Annotated in this window: 19 protein-coding genes; 15 read left to right on the top strand and 4 right to left on the bottom strand. The window is 32.0% G+C overall.

Annotation, left to right across the window (positions count from 1 at the left end; all coding sequences use genetic code 11):
• The first annotated feature begins 309 nt into the window (after nt 1-309).
• From LV842_RS05020 to tsaB, 11 genes are all read left to right on the top strand, one after another.
• Nucleotides 310-1,881, top strand: coding sequence for a DUF4139 domain-containing protein (locus LV842_RS05020; RefSeq protein WP_233110363.1), 1,572 nt, complete (start codon nt 310-312; stop codon nt 1,879-1,881).
• Nucleotides 1,882-1,889: 8 nt separating this feature from the next.
• A complete protein-coding gene (gene rpiB, locus LV842_RS05015) occupies nt 1,890-2,324 on the top strand; it encodes a ribose 5-phosphate isomerase B (protein WP_233110362.1) in 435 nt (144 codons plus the stop codon).
• 342 nt (nt 2,325-2,666) lie between these two features.
• The gene (gene rnr / locus LV842_RS05010) at nt 2,667-4,820 is read left to right on the top strand and encodes a ribonuclease R (protein WP_233110361.1); all 2,154 of its coding nucleotides are present in this window, start codon (nt 2,667-2,669) and stop codon (nt 4,818-4,820) included.
• Between the two features lie 155 nt (nt 4,821-4,975).
• Complete coding sequence (locus LV842_RS05005) at nt 4,976-5,206, top strand: hypothetical protein (RefSeq protein WP_233110360.1); 231 nt, start codon at nt 4,976-4,978, stop codon at nt 5,204-5,206.
• A gap of 3 nt (nt 5,207-5,209) precedes the next feature.
• Nucleotides 5,210-6,865 carry a hypothetical protein gene (locus tag LV842_RS05000; RefSeq protein ID WP_233110359.1) on the top strand — a complete coding sequence of 552 codons (1,656 nt, stop codon included), beginning with the start codon at nt 5,210-5,212 and terminating at the stop codon, nt 6,863-6,865.
• Nucleotides 6,865-7,086, top strand: coding sequence for a hypothetical protein (locus LV842_RS04995; protein WP_233110358.1), 222 nt, complete (start codon nt 6,865-6,867; stop codon nt 7,084-7,086). Before LV842_RS05000 ends, LV842_RS04995 begins: the two co-directional genes overlap by 1 nt.
• Before the next feature lie 271 nt (nt 7,087-7,357).
• Nucleotides 7,358-8,044 (top strand): LysE family translocator, encoded by a 687-nt coding sequence (locus LV842_RS04990; protein ID WP_233110357.1) that lies wholly within the window; start codon nt 7,358-7,360, stop codon nt 8,042-8,044.
• Complete coding sequence (locus LV842_RS04985) at nt 8,041-8,970, top strand: S66 peptidase family protein (protein WP_233110356.1); 930 nt, start codon at nt 8,041-8,043, stop codon at nt 8,968-8,970. The genes LV842_RS04990 and LV842_RS04985 overlap by 4 nt, the downstream gene beginning before the upstream one ends.
• Nucleotides 8,971-8,993: 23 nt before the next feature.
• Nucleotides 8,994-9,365 (top strand): YraN family protein, encoded by a 372-nt coding sequence (locus LV842_RS04980; protein ID WP_233110355.1) that lies wholly within the window; start codon nt 8,994-8,996, stop codon nt 9,363-9,365.
• A 91-nt stretch (nt 9,366-9,456) separates the two neighbouring features.
• Nucleotides 9,457-10,206: an SDR family NAD(P)-dependent oxidoreductase gene (locus LV842_RS04975; RefSeq protein ID WP_233110354.1), complete on the top strand. Its 750-nt coding sequence runs from the start codon at nt 9,457-9,459 to the stop codon at nt 10,204-10,206.
• Nucleotides 10,207-10,282: 76 nt separating this feature from the next.
• Nucleotides 10,283-10,969, top strand: a complete 687-nt coding sequence (gene tsaB, locus LV842_RS04970) for a tRNA (adenosine(37)-N6)-threonylcarbamoyltransferase complex dimerization subunit type 1 TsaB (protein WP_233110353.1) — start codon at nt 10,283-10,285, stop codon at nt 10,967-10,969.
• 65 nt (nt 10,970-11,034) lie between these two features.
• Here tsaB and porW read toward each other — a convergent pair whose 3' ends face one another.
• The 4 genes from porW to LV842_RS04950 form a co-directional block, all read right to left on the bottom strand.
• Complete coding sequence (gene porW, locus LV842_RS04965; protein ID WP_233110352.1) at nt 11,035-13,554, bottom strand: type IX secretion system periplasmic lipoprotein PorW/SprE; 2,520 nt, start codon at nt 13,552-13,554, stop codon at nt 11,035-11,037.
• An 86-nt stretch (nt 13,555-13,640) separates the two neighbouring features.
• Nucleotides 13,641-14,195 carry a Maf family protein gene (locus LV842_RS04960; RefSeq protein ID WP_233110351.1) on the bottom strand — a complete coding sequence of 185 codons (555 nt, stop codon included), beginning with the start codon at nt 14,193-14,195 and terminating at the stop codon, nt 13,641-13,643.
• A 10-nt stretch (nt 14,196-14,205) separates the two neighbouring features.
• Nucleotides 14,206-14,724: a KdsC family phosphatase gene (locus LV842_RS04955; RefSeq protein ID WP_233110350.1), complete on the bottom strand. Its 519-nt coding sequence runs from the start codon at nt 14,722-14,724 to the stop codon at nt 14,206-14,208.
• Nucleotides 14,725-14,879: 155 nt separating this feature from the next.
• Nucleotides 14,880-15,629 carry a Rossmann-like and DUF2520 domain-containing protein gene (locus LV842_RS04950; RefSeq protein ID WP_233110349.1) on the bottom strand — a complete coding sequence of 250 codons (750 nt, stop codon included), beginning with the start codon at nt 15,627-15,629 and terminating at the stop codon, nt 14,880-14,882.
• A 179-nt stretch (nt 15,630-15,808) separates the two neighbouring features.
• Here LV842_RS04950 and LV842_RS04945 point away from each other — a divergent pair, with 179 nt between their 5' ends.
• The 4 genes from LV842_RS04945 to LV842_RS04930 all read left to right on the top strand — a co-directional run bounded on the left by LV842_RS04945 (nt 15,809) and on the right by LV842_RS04930 (nt 18,516).
• Nucleotides 15,809-16,360: an RNA polymerase sigma factor gene (locus LV842_RS04945; protein ID WP_233110348.1), complete on the top strand. Its 552-nt coding sequence runs from the start codon at nt 15,809-15,811 to the stop codon at nt 16,358-16,360.
• Between the two features lie 17 nt (nt 16,361-16,377).
• Nucleotides 16,378-16,905, top strand: a complete 528-nt coding sequence (locus LV842_RS04940; protein ID WP_233110347.1) for a hypothetical protein — start codon at nt 16,378-16,380, stop codon at nt 16,903-16,905.
• A gap of 7 nt (nt 16,906-16,912) precedes the next feature.
• Complete coding sequence (locus LV842_RS04935; RefSeq protein WP_233110346.1) at nt 16,913-17,419, top strand: hypothetical protein; 507 nt, start codon at nt 16,913-16,915, stop codon at nt 17,417-17,419.
• A gap of 95 nt (nt 17,420-17,514) precedes the next feature.
• Nucleotides 17,515-18,516 carry a hypothetical protein gene (locus LV842_RS04930; RefSeq protein WP_233110345.1) on the top strand — a complete coding sequence of 334 codons (1,002 nt, stop codon included), beginning with the start codon at nt 17,515-17,517 and terminating at the stop codon, nt 18,514-18,516.
• Nucleotides 18,517-18,552: the final 36 nt, after the last annotated feature.

The raw sequence follows: 18,552 nt of genomic DNA, 5'->3' as shown, positions 1-18,552 counted from the left end.
TTTATTTACATTATAAATTCCTGGAAATGTGATTTTTCACTTCGTTACTAACAATTATTGATAACTTTTCCCCAATCCTCTTTATTAATAACCGATTTATGGAAAAACTAAAGATTAGTTGAAAAAAAGTTTTTAAAAATTTGTGGTCAATTTTTTTGGTAGAAATTTCATTACAAATTTTCCAGAAGAAAAAAAATATTATTTTTAATGAAGTTATCAACACTTATTCACAATGCTTTCAACAGTTAATTAGAATTTAACTAACAATTAGTTAATAAGTGTATCATTTCAAATCTAAAAAATATAAATATGGTGAAAATCAATGTATTGGCTCTTTTATTAGTTGTTTTCAGGTGTTTTGGACAAGAAAACTATACCGTGACTACTTCGAAAATAAAAGAGGCAAAGATCTATTACAGCGGCGGAATTATAAAACAATCCTTTTCTGCTAACGTTCTTCCAGGAAAGAATTATATCATTATTAAAGAATTTGGAAGAAACTCCGGAATAGACATTTCTTCTTTCAAACCAGATAGGAAGATTACTCTGATCCGATATGAATCTTATAATGATAACGCTTATTTATATTCTGATAAAATTGGGAAAAATAATGACAGAGACGCTGTAAATGATAGTATCGAATTTTACAGAAAGTCCTATAAAAAGATTGAACAGGACTTGTCTTTAATCAGAAACTCAATAGGAATTGTTCAGAAAAATCAGGGTTTGCAAAGTCCTAATTCTGCTGACATTTTAAAAATGATAGAGTTTAACGAGAAAACACTTAAAGAATTTTATACTGAAGAAAGTTCTTTAAATGCTAAACTTAATGCGACTCAAAGTAAAATCTCTGTTTTTGAAAACAGAAAAAGCATTTCTTCTAGAAATTCAGGGCTGTCAAATATTCTTGTTCTTCAGGTTACAAGTGATAAAAAGCAGCATGTGAACTTTGAAGTTAATCAAAATATTCAAAATGCAAATTGGCGTCCTTATTATGTTATTAAATCAAGTGGAATCAAATCGCCGTTAAAAATTTCTTACAAAGCTAAAATTCAGCAAAATACAGGTCTTGAACTTAAAAATATTCCTATAAAACTCATCAATGGAAGTTTCAGTTCTGAAGATAAGCCTTATGAGCTCGACCGATGGTTTTTAAGAACGGAAAGAGATTATTATGTTTCTAATCAGGCCTTCCAAAGAGAAAAAAGTAATGATAAATCATCAGCGTTGATGATGGAAGTTGCAGTTACCGGAAATTCAAGGATTTCTCAAAAAACAATGAAGACCGAGATCAGCTTAGATAAAGATGCGGTAATTCCTACAGATGTTGAAGTTACAGAAGATATTAATGAATTTGAAGTAACAACCGGTTATAAATATTTTGCAACTCCTAAACTGGAAAATAAGACTTTCCTTCTGGCTTACATTAAAGATTATTCAAAATATAATTTTCTTCCGGGAAATGCAGATATTTTTATGGATGATATGCTAATTGGTGCTGTAAATATTGATACCAACCAGCTTACAAATGAAATGCTGATTAGTCTTGGAAGTGATTCAAGTGTACTTACAAAAAGAGAATTAATCAGTAAGCAAACTAAAGATATAGGTGAAAAAGAGAAGTATGAAAGTTATTCTTACGAAATAACAGTTAAAAATAATAAGGATACTACAGTAAACCTTGAATTAAAAGATCAGATTCCACTTTCTACGGCTGAAAATATAAAAATTGAATTGATAAATACTGATAATGCGGCTTATGATAAAAGTTCAGGTTTTCTTATTTGGAATTTTAATATAAAACCTAATGAAACAAAGAAGATTAAATTCGGATTTAACGTAACTTTGCCAAAAGAATTAATTACAGTAGATATAAAATAAAAGTAAAAATGAAAAGAAAAATTGCTATTGCAGGAGATCATGCTGGTTTTGAGTACAAACAGATCCTTATCAAACATTTAGAAGAAAACTTTGAAGTTCAGGATTTCGGAACTTTCTCTACAGACAGTGTTGATTATCCAGATTTTGTACATCCTGCAGCCGCTTCAGTAGAAAACGGAGAAAACGAGCTTGGAATCTTAATCTGCGGAAGCGGAAACGGAGTTCAGATTACGGCGAACAAACATCAAAAAATCCGTTGTGCACTTTGCTGGATGCCTGAAATTGCTGAATTGGCAAGACAACATAATGATGCCAATATGATTTCAATCCCGGCAAGATTCATTGCAAAAGAAGTAGCGATAGAAATTGCAAACAAATTTCTTTCTACAGATTTTGAAGGTGGAAGACACCAAAACAGAGTTGACAAAATTGCAGTTTGCTAAAACAATAAAGGCTTGTAAATCATATTACAAGCCTTATTTATTTTTTATTTTATACCTTTGCAGTGTCCAATAGAATTTACCAGTCTATTATTTCCTACAGAATCCTTTTTTATATTTTAAAAATATTTAATAGAAGGTTTTCTCCCCTCTTCTCCATATTTGTAGTAATTTTATACAAAACCTAAACTTCTATTATATGATAGTTGGAAGGAAAATTGATAGAATTAAATTATATCATATAGTTTAAAATGAAATATTGAAATTGTCTCATACCCATGTGATAATTATGAAAATGGTTTTAATTGGATATTAAAACTGTAATTAATAAATAATAAAATTAATATGCCAAAAAAAAGAAAATATATAAGTCAGAAAAATGATCATAAACTCATGGAAATCGGAAGATTAATCCTGCGTTTTATGAATGAAAATTCCACGAAAATCTATAATTATAAGCAGATTGCAGACGGAATAGATTATAAAAATCCAAGACAAAGAGAGCTTGTGATTCAGGCTTTACATAAACTTCAGGCTTCAGAAAGAATTAAAGAAACTGAAAAAGGAAAATATATCATCAACCTTAATATAAAAGGAACATTAACAGGGAAAATTGATTTCAATCAGTCAGGAAATGCTTATGTAAGTGTTGAAGGGTTGGAAGATGATATTTTCATTCATTCCAAAAATGTAAAAGATGCGTTGCAGGGAGATAAAGTTTTAATTGTAACCTATACGTATAAAGGAAAAAAACTGGAAGGTTCTGTATTGGAAGTGTTGGAAAGAACCAGAACTGAATTTGTAGGAACATTACAGGTGGTTACTCATAAAGACTTTGGATTTGTCGTTTGTGATAAAAAATCAATCAATACAGATATTTTTATTCCAAAAGGAAAGTTCGGAGGTGCTGAAGACGGAGATAAAGTAATCGTAAAAATGACAGAATGGAAACCTGGAGATAAAAATCCTGAAGGTGAAATTATTCAAGTTTTAGGAGCTCCGGGAGAGCACGAAACTGAGATTCATTCTATTCTAGCAGAATATGGTTTACCTTACGAATTCCCTGAAGAAGTAGAAAGAGATGCTGATAAAATCGACAGAAGCATCAACGATGAAGAAGTGGCAAAACGTTGGGATATGCGTGGAATCACGACTTTCACGATTGACCCGAAAGATGCAAAAGATTTTGATGATGCCTTGTCCATCAGAAAATTAGAAAATGGAAATTGGGAAATCGGAGTTCATATTGCAGATGTTTCTCACTATGTTGTTCCGGGAACAATTTTGGATGATGAAGCTTATCAGAGAGCCACTTCGGTGTATTTGGTAGACCGCGTTGTACCGATGCTTCCGGAAGTTTTGAGTAATGATGTGTGTTCACTTCGTCCGCATGAAGATAAATTTACATTCTCTGCGGTTTTTGAATTAAATGATAATGCCGAAATCAAAAAACAATGGTTTGGCAGAACGGTTATTCATTCCGACAGAAGATTTACCTATGAGGAAGCTCAGGAAAGAATTGAAGGAAAAGACGGAGATTTTAAAGAAGAAATCCTTGTTTTAGATAGATTGGCGAAAATCATGCGTCAGCAAAGAATTAAAAACGGAGCAATCACATTCGACAGAAGTGAAGTTCGATTCAATCTGGATGAGAACAACGAGCCAATCGGAGTGTATTTTAAAATAAGCAAAGATTCCAACCATTTGATCGAAGAATTCATGTTGTTGGCCAATAAAAAGGTATCGGAATTTGTTTCAATAAATAAAAAAGGAGACATTACCCAAAATACATTTATTTACAGGGTTCACGACGATCCGGATCCTGCAAAATTAGAGTCTTTAAGAGATTTCGTTTCCACTTTCGGATATAAAATGGATCTTGCCAATACGAAAAAAGTTGCCGAATCTTTAAACAGATTATTACATGATGTAAAAGGTAAAGGCGAAGAAAATATGATCGAAACATTGGCAATGCGAAGTATGAGCAAAGCGGTGTATTCTACAGAACCAATTGGTCACTACGGACTTGGTTTTGATTATTATAGTCACTTCACCTCTCCTATCCGTCGTTATCCGGATTTGATTGCGCACAGATTGTTGCAGCATTATTTAGATGGTGGAAAATCTCCGAATAAACCAGAGCTGGAAGATAAAGCAAAACATTGCAGTTCAATGGAAAGACTAGCAGCTGATGCAGAAAGAGACTCTATCAAGTTTATGCAGGTGAAATTCATGGAAAAACACTTGGGAGAAACTTTCAATGGAGTGATTTCCGGAGTTGCAGAATTTGGTTTTTGGGTAGAAATCCCTGAAAACGGTGCGGAAGGTCTTATTAAATTGAGAGATTTAGTAGATGATTCCTATATGTTTGATGCCAAAACTCATGCTGTATACGGAATGAAACACGGTAAAAAATATCAATTAGGAGATCAGGTTCAGATCAAAGTGGTAAAAGCAAACTTAATTCAAAAGCAGTTAGACTTTAAGATAGTTGAATAACATTCAAGTATTTTTAAATTATATATCAAAAAAAGATCACAATTTGTGGTCTTTTTTTTTGATATATAATACGTCAATTTTTGTCGTTACCAGAGCATAGATTTGTCCAAGAAACGTTTCAGAAAATTTTTTATTTAAAATAATGATTAAAAAAAATGGAAAAATTTAATGGCAATTTATCAGATTTATCTCATTTCAATATTCTCACTTTAAAGGAAGTAGAGCAAGGCTTCTTAGGAAATAAAAATTTCTTTGAAGAAATAATTACAAATAAAACCTTTCAAGAGATATCCAACGAAATTGCACTAAACTCACCTTTTGGAAAGAGTAGTCAATTTTATAGACAGGAAAGGGAAATAATAACCGGACAAATACCAAAATTGTAGGCTATGGGATATTGGAAATATGAAATTGTACATGATTATAATACTACAAGACTCATTAAAGAGTTTCGAGAAGAGAATTTGACACTTAAAAATTCTAAAGGAGCAGATGATGACGAATTAGACTTTATTATGTATGCTGAAAAAGATGATCACACTATAAGTTTAGGCAAAGTCTTACTAATAAAAATGAGTGATGCGATGGTCAGGTATTATCATGAGTATAAGGACCCCAATTATTTACCCGATTATTGGGCAAAATATATTTACGCTGAAAATAAATCTAATAAAACTTTTCAGTTTAATGAAGAAGAAATTTCGGATGCTTTTTTAGAATCTATAAAACTACAAACCAAGCTAATTAACATTTCAGCAATAGATCTACAAAATCATTTGAAAAAAATAACTGAAAAGATTTCATCCAATTTTCGTAACGACGAAAAATTTTCTCATGAAGAATGGGATCCAACGTTGAAATCTGATAAATATCTTTTTGCAAAACCAGAATTCGCTATTAATTATTTTATACAAAAATGCGATTCTTTAAAGACTAGTCTGATTAAGTTTAGGAAGCAGTTAGAACTTTTTAAGTCTTTTAAAATAATTGGTAAAGAAATTAAAATACAAACCATAGAAGAAATTATACAGGCTATCGATGAAAAAGTAAAAAGTATTGAAAATTTAAAAAAAGAATTAATTGAAAACAGAGACGATATTCAATTAAAAATACCTTACATCTGTGGTGCTTATAACGGACTTGTTGAATTTATTGCAGGCTTTATTGATATTGCTCTATTAGCTGTAAATATTGTTGTAAGTGATCTACTAGGAGGAGACACTAATTTGGAATTTTTAGAGATTAGAGAAGGTGTAGAAGAAATGCTTAGTAAAGTTTTACAAGATCCGGGAAAAGTATTTAAAGACTTAATAAAAGCGATTAAAAACTACAAATATTCTCGTTATGATGATCCCAAGTTAAACCAATACCAAATACAATATAATGAAGGAGAAGATACCGTTTTGGTAATAGATATTATTTTTACTATTGTTACAATTGTAAAAGGGATTGCAAAACTTGCCAAACAATTATCTAATTTTGTGAAGTGGGTTGATGAGATTTTAGATTTAAGAAAAACAAGAAAAACATTAAGAAATCTTGAAAGATTAAAAAATGCTTGGAAAAGTGGTTGGTCAAAAGAGAAAATTCTCGCTATCCTAAAAGGAGAAAAACCTTCCCCAATTCAATATTTAAAGACAGAATATGTAATTGAACATTATAATCTTTTTCAAAAGGAAGGAATTGCTTCCAGGATAGTTCTAAAAGATGCATTTGAAAATTACGGAATTGGAAAACCTGATTTAGGTAAGACAGAATTTTTTAGTAGAAAATCAGATATTGATGATATATTAATGCTTTCAAGAGAAGAACAAGCAAAAAAACTGGGTATACCTGTTAAGCAAATTGAAAAAGGAGGGCTTGTTAGAATTGATTTTGACTTATCAAAAAAAGACGTTAAAATTGAAATGCCTTCAGGTAATGAATGGGGAGCAAACCCTCAATGGATTCCAGGAGGAGTTTTGCCAGATGGTAATTTAGAGGCGATAATAAGAACAGACGGATTAGTAGAAAATGTTCATTACACAATTAAATATATAAAATAATGAAAAAAGAAATAATGAAACATAATTGGGATTTTACCCTTTATGAGGAAAATGAAAAGAAAATTTTAAATGTAGCTTTCTATAATAGTTATTTTGATTTTACTAGAGAATTTAAGCTAGAAAAAGATGAGCTAAATTATGATTTTGAAAAGCTAAAAGAATTAGCAGAAGATATTCGGAATAACTATGAAAAGTACAAAGACAGAGAAATAAATGATTAATGCCTTACAGGAAATGAAAATCATTAAAAATAAATTTAGGAGTTTGATTGGGAAGAATATAACAAACGAATCAAAAAGTAAATTCATATCCTTGTTCTTTAAGTTCGGGGATTTTCTATATTATTTAGAATGTAAATGTTCAAAACGCATTTTCGAGATGAAGTAATACTAAAATTATTGGACTTTAAGATAGTTGATTAATTAAATCATAAAGTTTAAATTTGTATAAAATGAAACGGAAATTTAATTTTCTGTTTTAAAAAAATACTGAATGTTTGAACTTATATTTTCTGCTATTGTTTTAGGATTCATGTTGAGTCTGGTTTTTATAGGACCCATTTTTTTCCTTTTAATAGAAACCAGCTTTTCCAGAGGCCCTAAACATGCTTTAGCTTTAGATTTAGGAGTTATCTCTGCAGATTTATTGTGCATTTTAGCAGCCTATTATGCCAGTGCAGATATTGTAACTTTGATTGACAAACATCCCGGTTTTTACCGAATTACATCCATCCTTATCTTTGTATACGGAATTGTAATGATGGTCACGAAAACCAAAATGCATATGCCCGGTGAAGAAAGAATCATTAATCAGAATTATTTCAAAACTTTCATTAATGGTTTTTTCTTCAACCTTTTAAATGTAGGAGTAATCCTTTTTTGGCTGGTAACGGTGATTTCAGTGAGAAATCAATATCCGGATATCGGCAATTTTATTTTATACATCGGGATTGTGATTGGTACTTACCTTTTTATAGATCTTATCAAAATATTTTTAGCCAAACAGTTTCATGATAAATTGACCCAAAATCTGGCGAATAAAATCAGGAGAATTGTAGGCGGAATCCTTATTGTTTTCAGTTTCTTTATCTTTTTACAAAGCTTCAAAAAATTCAATCAATTCGATAAACGATTGGAAGAAGCTGAGAAAACTGAAGTAAAATATCAAAAATCCAAATGACAAAAATGATCTTTCCAAAGTCCCTTTCAAAAGGCGATAAAATAGCTATAATTTCTCCTGCAGGAGCTGTAGAGGCTTCTCAACTGGAAAAAGGAATTGAAATGATTAAAAGTAAAGGATATGAACCTGTTTTGGGTGAACATCTTTATACTAAATTCTCTAACGGATACAATTACGCCGGAACGGAACAAGAAAGAACAAAAGATATCAACTGGGCTTTAAATGATAATGAAATAGCGGCGATCTGGGCTTCAAGAGGAGGCTATGGTTGTCAACATCTCATTCAGGATCTAGACCTTAAGAACTTTACGAAAAATTCGAAATGGTATATCGGTTATTCTGATAATACGGTAATCCAGAGTTATTTGTTGAAAAAGGGCTTTACTTCCATCCACGGGCAAACCATTAAAACGTCAAGTTTTGGAGTAACTGAGGAAAGCTATGAACTGATTTTTGATATTCTAAAAGGAAAAACTCCAAAATACAGTCTTATATCACATCAATTTAATAAGAAGGGAAATACTGAAGGTGAATTGGTTGGAGGAAATTTAGCCCTGATTTATGCGCTTTTAGGAACCAAATATTCTTTTGATTTTAAGGATAAAATTTTATTCATTGAAGATATTGGAGAAAACTTTTATGCACTCGACAGAATGATCATGAGTCTTGAATTGGCTGGAGTATTCAATAAAATTTCAGGATTGATTGTCGGTGGAATGACCAATATGGGAGATGAAAAAGAGAACAAGCAATATGAAGAAAGCTTCGATGAGTTTGCTTATCAATTGATTTCAGACAGAATTTCAAAGTATGACTTTCCGGTAGTTTTTGGTTTTCCTAACGGGCATATTAAAGATAATCGCCCTTTAATTATTGGGGGGAATGTGAAATTACAGGTTAAGGATAAGGTTAAGATTGAGTTTTAATTTTTCTTACTCTCAAATTCAATATGGCAACGCACAACGATTTCGGAAAAAAAGCAGAAGATCTGGCGGTTGAATATTTAATTAAAAACCGCTATAAAATTTTAGTGAGAAACTTCAGGTTTCAAAAAGCTGAAATTGATATTATTGCTGAAAAAGATAATTTAATTATTGTAGCAGAAGTAAAAGCACGTTCAACGGATATATTTATACTGCCTCAGGAAGCGGTAACTAAAACCAAAATAAAATCGATTGTTTCTGCAGCCAATCATTATCTGGAGGAATTTAATAAAAACCAGGAAGTGAGATTTGATATTATTTCGGTTCTTCCTGATGAGAAAAAGAATTTAATTATTGAACATATTGAAAATGCTTTTGAAGCATTTGATGCCAACTAAGAAATGTAACAATTTACCAAAATAACAATGTAATAAGTATTGTAAACTGTTAAACTGAGACACTGGTATCATTTAAAAATTGAAATTTTTTATGAAAACAATATTAATAACCGGAGCTACTTCCGGAATAGGAAAATCAACAGCGGAATTGTTTGCTAAACAAGGAAATAGAATTATCATTTGTGGAAGAAGATCTGAGGTGTTGGAATCATTAAAAACAAAATTATCTGTATTCACCGAAATATTTAGTTTAATATTTGATGTAAGGAATTTAGATGAAGTTGAAACGGCGATCAATTCACTTCCTGAAGAATGGAAAAATATTGATGTTCTGGTTAATAATGCCGGAAATGCGCATGGTTTAGATCCTCTTTCGGCAGGGAAAACAGATGACTGGGATTCGATGATCGATGGAAATGTGAAAGGACTTTTATATGTTTCCAAAATGATTATCCCGGGAATGAAAGAAAGAAATTCTGGACATATTGTGAATATCAGTTCCGTAGCAGCAAGACAAACGTATGCTAACGGAGTCGTGTATTGTGCATCGAAAAAAGCAGTAGATGTAATCTCTGAAGGAATGAGAATTGAATTAACGGAATTTGGAATAAAGGTTACCAATATCCAACCGGGAGCTGTAGAAACGGATTTTTCGATGGTAAGATTTAAAGGAGACAGTGATAGAGCTGCAACGATATATGCTGGATATGAACCATTAAAAGCTGAAGATATTGCTGATTCTATTGCGTACTGTGTAAATGCACCGAAACATGTTTGTATTTCCGATATGACGATCTATCCGACAGCTCAGGCAGAACCGAGAACGATTTACAGAAAATAGTCTCAAAATAATGGTTTAAATTTGCAAAAATATTTAGCATTTTAATTGCTAAGTGATTAAATTATATACTGAGAAAATGAAAATTTTATATCTAGAAACTTCTTCAAAAAACTGTTCGGTAGCGATTTCAGATGATGAAAAACTTTTGTGTCTTACAGAGGAAGTTTCCGATAACTATAAGCAGTCTGAAAGTCTTCACGTTTTTGTAGAATGGGCGTTGGAAGGCGCAGGAATTTCCATGAAAGATATCGAAGCTGTTTCTTTAGGAAAAGGACCTGGTTCTTATACCGGATTAAGAATTGGTGCTTCTTCTGCAAAAGGCTTTTGTTATGGATTAAAAGTTCCATTGGTTGCCGTGAATTCTCTGGAAAGCATGATAGAACCTTTTTTAGACAAAAACTATGACTTTGTTATCCCTTTAGTCGATGCAAGACGAATGGAGGTTTATACGGCTGTTTATGATGGGAAAACAGGGAAAGAGATTTCTCAGACGGAAGCCAAAATCTTAGATGAAGCTTCTTTTGAGGAATTTAAAGATAAAAAAGTAGTATTTGTAGGCGATGGTGCTAAAAAAGCAAAGGAGATTTTACAGCTTCCCGATGCTGATTTTAATGAAGACATCTACCCTTCTGCACAGTATTTAATTAAAAAAAGTCTTGAAAAAATTGATAACAAAGAGTTTGAAGATATTGCTTATTTCGAACCTTTCTATCTCAAAGACTTTCATGGAGTAAAGAAAAAGAAATCGGAAGATTCTAATTAGTTATAAAGATAAACAATTACATATTGTATAAAAAAAGCGAAGAAATTAATCTTCGCTTTTTTATTTTATTTAGGTTTCGCAGGAACTGCATTTGTATTGGGAATCTGCATTCCCGGAGGATTATTATTAGGTTTTTTTGGAGGCTTGCTACTGCTTCCGTTTACCGTCCCTACTTGTTGCTGTGAAACATTATTAGGTTGCTGCGGAATATTGTTTCCTGTATTTTGTGGAATTGCATTACCCTTGTTATCCGTAGGCTGAAATTTAATTTCGCTTTTTAGATAATTAAGCATTTCCTTTGCTTTTATTCCTTCAGGCGTTTTGGTATAGTTTAAAGCAATTTGTTCCAGCTGCAGAATCATTACCTCTTTTCCATTAGCTTTTCCCGAATTAAAAGCATTTAACAGATAAAGTTTAGGAATTAATGCATCTTTAGGATATTGCTGGATTGCCTGATCTAAAATAGCTTTACTTTCTGCAAATTTTTCAGCTTCATACAAAGCGAATGCCTCTTTATACTTGTTTTCTACTTCTTCTGATGATTTTACGAAAGTATTATTCTTAGGATTTCTTACAAACTCTGCATAAGAAGTATAAGGATAATCAGTTAAAAGAAGTTGTTTTGCTCTTTCTGCAGCCTGCGGATTTTTCTCATAATTCATAGCGAAAATCTCATACAGGGCCTGAAGCATTACTTTTTCTTCAGGTTTTACATCTACCAAATCGTACAATGTTTTTGTAGCCAATGGTGTATTGGTAAAATAATTCTGATACATGATTCCTAATCCCAGAGAAGCAGTATCTCTATCTTTTTTCAACAGGCTAATATCACTCGGAATTTGTTCAATGTAATAGGCTGTTTCAAAACGTCTCGGATTAGGTACGGAAGTCGTTCCTAAAGCTTCATTTTTCATGTCTTCAAGAGTCGCCATTTTTTTAGAATAACGCCAGTTATCAGAAAGTGCTCTGTCTCCCCAGGTTTGTCTGAACGCAGAAGTTCCTTTGCTTACTGTACCTGTATTGGCGAAGTAAAAACCTTTAGCGGCAACACCAAAATCTTCAAAAGAATTAGAGCTATTGGCGAAAATAGACGTGGAACTATAATCTCCGGTATCAAAGCCCTTGCTTCTTTCAGCACGTCTTCTTTCCAGTTCTTCTTTTTCCTCTTTCGCTTTTATCTTCGCAATATATTTTGTGAAAAAGTCTGTTTTTTGCTCAGGACTCATTTTAGCCAAAGCAATAATACTGTCATTTTTCTTGATCAGATAATAGTTTTTAGAAATTTTCTTGATGTAAGAAGATTGATCTTGTAAAAGAATTTTAGAAGGCTGATAAGTCATTACAGCCAAAGCAGAATCATAATAAATTCCTGCTCCTATGTAATCATTTTTATCTAAATACCCCTTTCCTATTTCATAATAAGTCAGTCCACGAAGCTGTGAATCAGAAACTTTTTCTTTTAAAGATTTTCTGAAAAATTGTTGAGCTTCATCTGTTTTTCCGGCTTTATTTGCCATTAATCCTAAGGCATAGTAAAATTCATTTTTTCTGGAACCATAAGTTCCTTTTTTACTAATGTCTTCAAGATATTTTTTAGCACCGCTGTAATCTCCTTTTCCATTGAAGGTTTTTGCTACTGCAATCTGAGATTTTACTTCGAATTCAAAATCATTGGCATATTTATAAGCTGCTAAAAAGCTTTCTCTGGCTTTTTCATTCTGTCCAAGATTTTCTAAGACCTGTCCTCTTAAATAAGCGATTCTGCTTTTTAATTTTCTGTTGTTATTTATTTCAAAAGCACGGTCTAATTCTTTTACTGCTTCTTCTTTTCTTCCCGCATCCAAAAGAGATTCAGAATGATAAATAGTCAGTAATCTCTCATACTCTTTGCTTATTTTTTCATCTTTAAGCCTGGCAAAAATTTCATGAGCTTTATGATAATCTTTCATTTGCGAATAGGCTAAACCTTGATAAATATAAGCCAAAGGAAGCCTTTTATCGCTTTTCATGTTAGAAAAGACATAATTTAAAGCATCCAGTGCAGCCAAAGACTTATTTTGGTAAATTCTTGACTGTGCAAGAATCATATAAGCATCAAAAATGGTTTTATTCTTTTCTTCTCCATTTTTAACCACCGAATATTTATTAATTGCTTTTAATGCCTTTGCTTCTGCAATTTCTAGCGCAGTTGCTCCTTTTGGGGGAGCTTGGTTAGGATCTTGCGGATTCCCCGGAATACCGGAGTTTCCCGGCGGCTGATTAGGAGGGCCACTCATATTTCCTCCTCTATTCACTTCTGCCATTTTCATAGAATTTTCAGCAAAAGCAGAAGACTGTCCGAGATCACTCCCTAAAGGCTGGTCTTCATAAGTAAGAATAGGGATATATGGAGCATAAAAATTGTCTTTATATGTTTTATCTCGGGATGTAAACTCACTGTTCAATGCGTCTTTAGCATTAAAAAGGGTATTATAATATGTGGAAAAACCTTTTAAAAATTTAGATCGTTGTTCGGGCTTCTTGACTTTTGTTCCGCAAGAAATAACGATACAGGCTGTTAAAAGGAATATAATTTTATTTTTCATTCTTCAATATAACTCGCTAATCTGCTTTTTATTATCAGCAGATTTGATGATTCTGTAAAAATAATAAAATTTTATATTGAAACTTGTTATATTTCTTTCAAAATTTTGTAAACCAAATGGGTAGGAAGTCCCATTATGGTATAAAAGCTGCCGGTCATCTTTTTGATTTTTGTCATTCCAAGCCATTCCTGGATTCCGTAACTTCCTGCTTTGTCGAAAGGTTTATAGTTTTCAATATAATATTTTATCTCATCGATTGTTAATTCCTCAAATTCTACATCAGCAACATCTGTTTCTGTAATGGTTTTATCTAAGGTTTTAATAGTAATTCCGGTATAAACCTGATGGGTTTTGCCTGAAAGTAATTGTAACATTTTCAAAGCGTCATCTTCATCTTGTGGTTTTCCGAGAAATTGATTGTTGATAGCAACAACCGTATCTGCAGTCAGCAAAACTTCACCTTTTTCCAGTTTTCGAAATGAATCTGCTTTTAATTCAGAAAGATATGCTGCGGCCTCTCCTACTTTTATATGTTCCGGAACAATTTCTTCACAGTCAATTTTAACGACTTCAAAATCAAAACCTAAACTTGATAGAAGTTCTTTTCTTCTGGGAGATTGTGAGGCTAATAATAGTTTCATTTTCAATTAATTAAATAGATTGAGTGTTGTCATCATGCCATTTTCCCTGAACTTTCATTACCTGCTCAATAACATCGCGTACTGCTCCACTTCCACCCTTTTTTGGAGAAATATAATCTGAAATTCCCTTTACTTCAGGAACTGCATTTTCCGGGCATGTTGCAATCGCCGAATTTTCCATGATGTGAATATCCGGTAGATCATCTCCCATTGTTAAAATTTCTTCGTTTTTGAGATTATATTTTGCCTTAAAACCTTCAAAATCTTCCATTTTATTGTGAGATTTGGGATAATAATCCTCAATGCCAAGATAATTGATCCTGTGTTTTACCATTTCATCATTTCCTCCCGTAATAACTCCGATTAAATAATTGTTTTTTAAAGCTTTAACCACTGCATAACCATCCAAGACATTCATCACTCTGGACATATTTCCTCCGGGCATCAGATACACACTGCCGTCTGTAAAAACACCATCTACATCGAATACAAATGCTTTTATATCTTTTAATTTTTCTTTATAACTCATTTTTATTGTTAAGGTGTTAAATCGTTAAGCTGTGAAGTCGTTAAGTTGTTTGGTCATTGAAGCGCTAACTTGCTTTGGAAAATATTCTTAAGTTGGCTTATCAACTAAACGCCTCGACGGTTTAACAATTCAAGGTTTTATTACTTCATATTTTTCTACAAATCATACATTTTTTGAATAGAATGATTCATTGTTTTATAAATCTCGAGACTTTCGTCTTTTAATAATTGCTCATGTAATTCCAAAATTCTTTTATCGTTCCTTACAGCAGGTCCGGTTTGTGCGGATTTGGGTTCAATTTCATGAATTTTCTGGACTGTTTCATCAATTAACGGTAGAAAATAATCAAACGGAATTTCCTGAGAATCTGAAATTTCTTTTGCTCTGGAAAAAAGATGGTTCACAAAATTACAGGCAAAAACGGCCGTCAAATGAATATATTTTCTTTTTTCATGGGTGCTTTCCATTACATTTTTGGAAATTTTAGAAGCAATTTCGAACAACATCTTTTTGTCTTCTTCATTTTCAGTTTCTATGAAGAACGGAATTTTTTCATATTCCAGTTCCTTTGATTTTGAAAAAGTCTGTAGAGGATAAAAACTTGCTTTTCTGTATTCTCCCTTCAGAATTTCTTTAGGAAGAGAACCGGAAGTATGAGCAACCAGACAATCTTTTTTAGAAATACTCTCAGAAACATTTTCCACAGAATTATCGCTCACACAGATGATGTATACATCTGCGTCTTCTAATTTTTCTGTTGAAAAAGGAACTTTTAATTCTTCAGAAATTTTATTCAAGTCTTTTTCATTTCTGCCAAAAACCTGAACCAATGGAATATTGTTCAAAACAAAAGCTTTTGCCATATGATAGGCTACATTTCCGGAACCAATGATTACAATTTGCATAAAACAAAGATAAGGTTTTAGGATTAGTTTTGAAAAGAAGCAGTATATTGAAGAGTTGTTTTTTTATCCTTGCTTCTTAAATGTAACTATCTGATATTATTTTTGATATTTGGACTAAAAATTGAATAAGTAATTTAACTTTTAGATATTTTTGTAATCCAAAACATTGAAAGCATCTTATGAAGATTAAGGACGCGGAAATTATTTCGTTGATGCAAAATCCACGAACTCAGGAAAAAGGAGTTCGTGCCTTGATGGATGCTTATCAAAGCAGATTGTATTGGCACATAAGAAGAATTATTGTGGACGGAGATCTTGCTCAGGACACTTTGCAGGAGACTTTTATTAAAGCTTATCAGAATTTTCACCAGTTCAAAAATGATAGTCAGTTGTATACATGGTTATACAGAATCGCTACCAACGAAGCATTACAGCAGGTAAATAAGATGAAGAAAATGCAGAAATCTGATGAAGATCCAGAGTATTATATGCAGAATCTCGTCGCTGATAATACAGCTAAAGATGCCGAAGAAATACAAATATTGTTACAGAGTGCTATACAAAGCCTGCCTGAAAAGCAGAAACTGGTATTTATGATGCGGTATTATGATGATTTGCCTTACGAAGAAATATCTAAAATTGTAGATATGTCGGTAGGAACACTGAAAACAAATTATCATTATGCCAAACAGAAAATAGAAGAATATATTAAAGAAAATTACGAAAGATAATTTTTGAAAAAACAGAGATGAAAGAGTTCGATATAGAAAAATTAGAACGTAAAAATATTTACACAGTACCTGAAAATTTGTTTGAAAATATTCAGGAAAAGGTGATGAATGATGTAAAGGTTAATAAAAAAGCACCTATCTTTAAGCTCAACTGGATGTATGCAGTGGCTGCATCATTGGCTTTGATTTTTGGAGTAACTTTTGTTTTAAATAGTGACAATTCAAGAGGAAAAGAAAATTCTCAGGGTACATTTGCCATGAATAATCAGGAACCAAAGACAGAAAGTGAACTCGCTTACGAAACATTAAAGTCTGATTTAACTTCTATTGAGAATAATAATCAAAGTATTGAAAATAAGGATGATAATAAAAATTATTATGTTCAGGACAATGGTGAGGAAAAAACAAAAGCGCAAACAGTAAAACCTGTTTCAAAACATAATGAAGCACAAATGAATGAATATCTGGAATCATTTACTAATTCTGAAATAGCAGAATTGGCAAGTAATTCAACTCAGGATGTTTATTTGGATTTATATAATTAAAAGAAAGATGAAAAAGATATTATTTGCACTTTTTATCATGTATGGTTTTGGCTTAAATGCCCAAAGAACAGACTATGATTGGAAGAAAATGGATCCCAAACAAAGAAAAGAAGTTATCAATAATCTGTCTCCGGAAGAAAGAAAAGAACTTCTTACTAAATTCAGGAACAATATGGTGATGGAAAACCTGAATATTGATCCGGGTGATAAAACTGAATTTACAGAGATTTATAATGAATATCTGGACAGTCAAAAACAGATAAAAAGTCAGTTTAATTCTAATTTTAATCCTGAAACTTTATCTGATGATGAAGCCAAAGCTAAGCTACAACAAAGCTTTGAAGTAGGGCAGAAGTTATTAGATAACAGAAAAAAATATGCTGATAAAATGCAGCAGGTAATTCCTTGTCAGAAAGTTTTGAAACTGTTTCAGTCTGAAGGAATGATGAGAGATAAAATGAATGAAAAGAAACCTCACGGAAACAATAATTCAAGACCTAAGCAAGACCCATAATAGTTTATTTTTTTAATGTTGGACGACTCTTACAATTTATTTGTGAGAGTCGTTTAATTTTTAAAGTTATTCTTAGTTTTGTGAAAATTATAACAATGAAAAAAGCATTACAGATCACATATCTTTTACTATCGACTATCGCATTTTCTCAAAAAAACGAAACTATTGAAATAGGAAGGATAAAGGATAAAAGTGGTATGACAAAATCTTTAACCGTTATTGATAACAGAAGCTCTAAAGAACTTGGAAATATTACGGCAAAAGGAGAAACATATCAGTTTTCATTTTCAAAAGCACAGCCTAAAGAGGCAATTGAAGCGGCATTTGCAGAGTCTAACAAAAATTCCGGGAAAAATGATATTGTACTGCTTATTAAAGATTTGTCTTTTTTTAATGATGATAAATCTCCGGATGTTGCCAAAGCGAAAATAAATGTTGCAACTTTTTTTAAAAGAAACGATAAATACTTTTTTATCAACAGAACAGAAGGAGTAATTTCTGCAAACAAAATTGAAGGAGTAAATATCGCAAAAACGATTAATAATAAGGTTTCAAGGCTTCTTTCACAATTAATTCTGGACTCCTATAATCATGTTGCTGTAAGTGTACCGCTTAACGAAACATCAATTGCAGATTATGAAACAATAATAAAAAACACGTATTCCATTTACAAAAGTGAAAACTTAAGACCCGGAGTTTATTTGAATTTCAAATCATTTGTTCAGCAACAACCGACGCCAGCTACCTATAGAAGAGATAAAGATGGAGATATTAAAGGAGTGAATGACGGAACTTATGACATTAGAATCGGAGAAATTTACTGTATTGTTGAAGGGGATAAAATTTTTAAAGCAATCCCAATCGGCTACAGAGAAGTTTTAAAAAATGAAAAAGGTTGGTATATCGAAGCAATTCCGGCAGATCTGTTTCAGCAAAGTACGAACGGAGCAATGATCGGAGCAATGTCTGGTGGAATGGTAGGTGCATTAATAGGTGCAGCAATAGATAGTGGAAATAAAAACGTAGGATACGCAAGCAAGGTTAAAACTCAAATTTATCTAGATCAGTTAACCGGAGAATACGTTTTCAAAGAATAAAAATTATAATTTAGTATTGATTTCTTATCTTTGCAA

This window comes from Chryseobacterium gwangjuense (assembly GCF_021311115.1).
Taxonomy (GTDB): Bacteria; Bacteroidota; Bacteroidia; order Flavobacteriales; family Weeksellaceae; genus Chryseobacterium; species Chryseobacterium gwangjuense.
Note: the sequence above shows the minus strand (reverse complement) of the source record. Positions and strands in the feature narration are given on the sequence as shown.

What these genes read in the sequence shown, in the direction of transcription:
- LV842_RS04995 (WP_233110358.1), top strand. Translation starts at nt 6,865, where the DNA reads ATGAAAAAAGAAATAATGAAACATAATTGGGATTTTACCCTTTATGAG.
- porW (WP_233110352.1), bottom strand. Translation starts at nt 13,554, where the DNA reads ATGAAAAATAAAATTATATTCCTTTTAACAGCCTGTATCGTTATTTCT.
- LV842_RS04980 (WP_233110355.1), top strand. Translation starts at nt 8,994, where the DNA reads ATGGCAACGCACAACGATTTCGGAAAAAAAGCAGAAGATCTGGCGGTT.
- tsaB (WP_233110353.1), top strand. Translation starts at nt 10,283, where the DNA reads ATGAAAATTTTATATCTAGAAACTTCTTCAAAAAACTGTTCGGTAGCG.
- LV842_RS04935 (WP_233110346.1), top strand. Translation starts at nt 16,913, where the DNA reads ATGAAAAAGATATTATTTGCACTTTTTATCATGTATGGTTTTGGCTTA.
- LV842_RS04940 (WP_233110347.1), top strand. Translation starts at nt 16,378, where the DNA reads ATGAAAGAGTTCGATATAGAAAAATTAGAACGTAAAAATATTTACACA.
- LV842_RS04930 (WP_233110345.1), top strand. Translation starts at nt 17,515, where the DNA reads ATGAAAAAAGCATTACAGATCACATATCTTTTACTATCGACTATCGCA.
- LV842_RS04950 (WP_233110349.1), bottom strand. Translation starts at nt 15,629, where the DNA reads ATGCAAATTGTAATCATTGGTTCCGGAAATGTAGCCTATCATATGGCA.
- LV842_RS05000 (WP_233110359.1), top strand. Translation starts at nt 5,210, where the DNA reads ATGGGATATTGGAAATATGAAATTGTACATGATTATAATACTACAAGA.
- LV842_RS05020 (WP_233110363.1), top strand. Translation starts at nt 310, where the DNA reads ATGGTGAAAATCAATGTATTGGCTCTTTTATTAGTTGTTTTCAGGTGT.
- LV842_RS04955 (WP_233110350.1), bottom strand. Translation starts at nt 14,724, where the DNA reads ATGAGTTATAAAGAAAAATTAAAAGATATAAAAGCATTTGTATTCGAT.
- LV842_RS04990 (WP_233110357.1), top strand. Translation starts at nt 7,358, where the DNA reads ATGTTTGAACTTATATTTTCTGCTATTGTTTTAGGATTCATGTTGAGT.
- LV842_RS04945 (WP_233110348.1), top strand. Translation starts at nt 15,809, where the DNA reads ATGAAGATTAAGGACGCGGAAATTATTTCGTTGATGCAAAATCCACGA.
- LV842_RS04975 (WP_233110354.1), top strand. Translation starts at nt 9,457, where the DNA reads ATGAAAACAATATTAATAACCGGAGCTACTTCCGGAATAGGAAAATCA.
- rpiB (WP_233110362.1), top strand. Translation starts at nt 1,890, where the DNA reads ATGAAAAGAAAAATTGCTATTGCAGGAGATCATGCTGGTTTTGAGTAC.
- LV842_RS04985 (WP_233110356.1), top strand. Translation starts at nt 8,041, where the DNA reads ATGACAAAAATGATCTTTCCAAAGTCCCTTTCAAAAGGCGATAAAATA.
- rnr (WP_233110361.1), top strand. Translation starts at nt 2,667, where the DNA reads ATGCCAAAAAAAAGAAAATATATAAGTCAGAAAAATGATCATAAACTC.
- LV842_RS04960 (WP_233110351.1), bottom strand. Translation starts at nt 14,195, where the DNA reads ATGAAACTATTATTAGCCTCACAATCTCCCAGAAGAAAAGAACTTCTA.
- LV842_RS05005 (WP_233110360.1), top strand. Translation starts at nt 4,976, where the DNA reads ATGGAAAAATTTAATGGCAATTTATCAGATTTATCTCATTTCAATATT.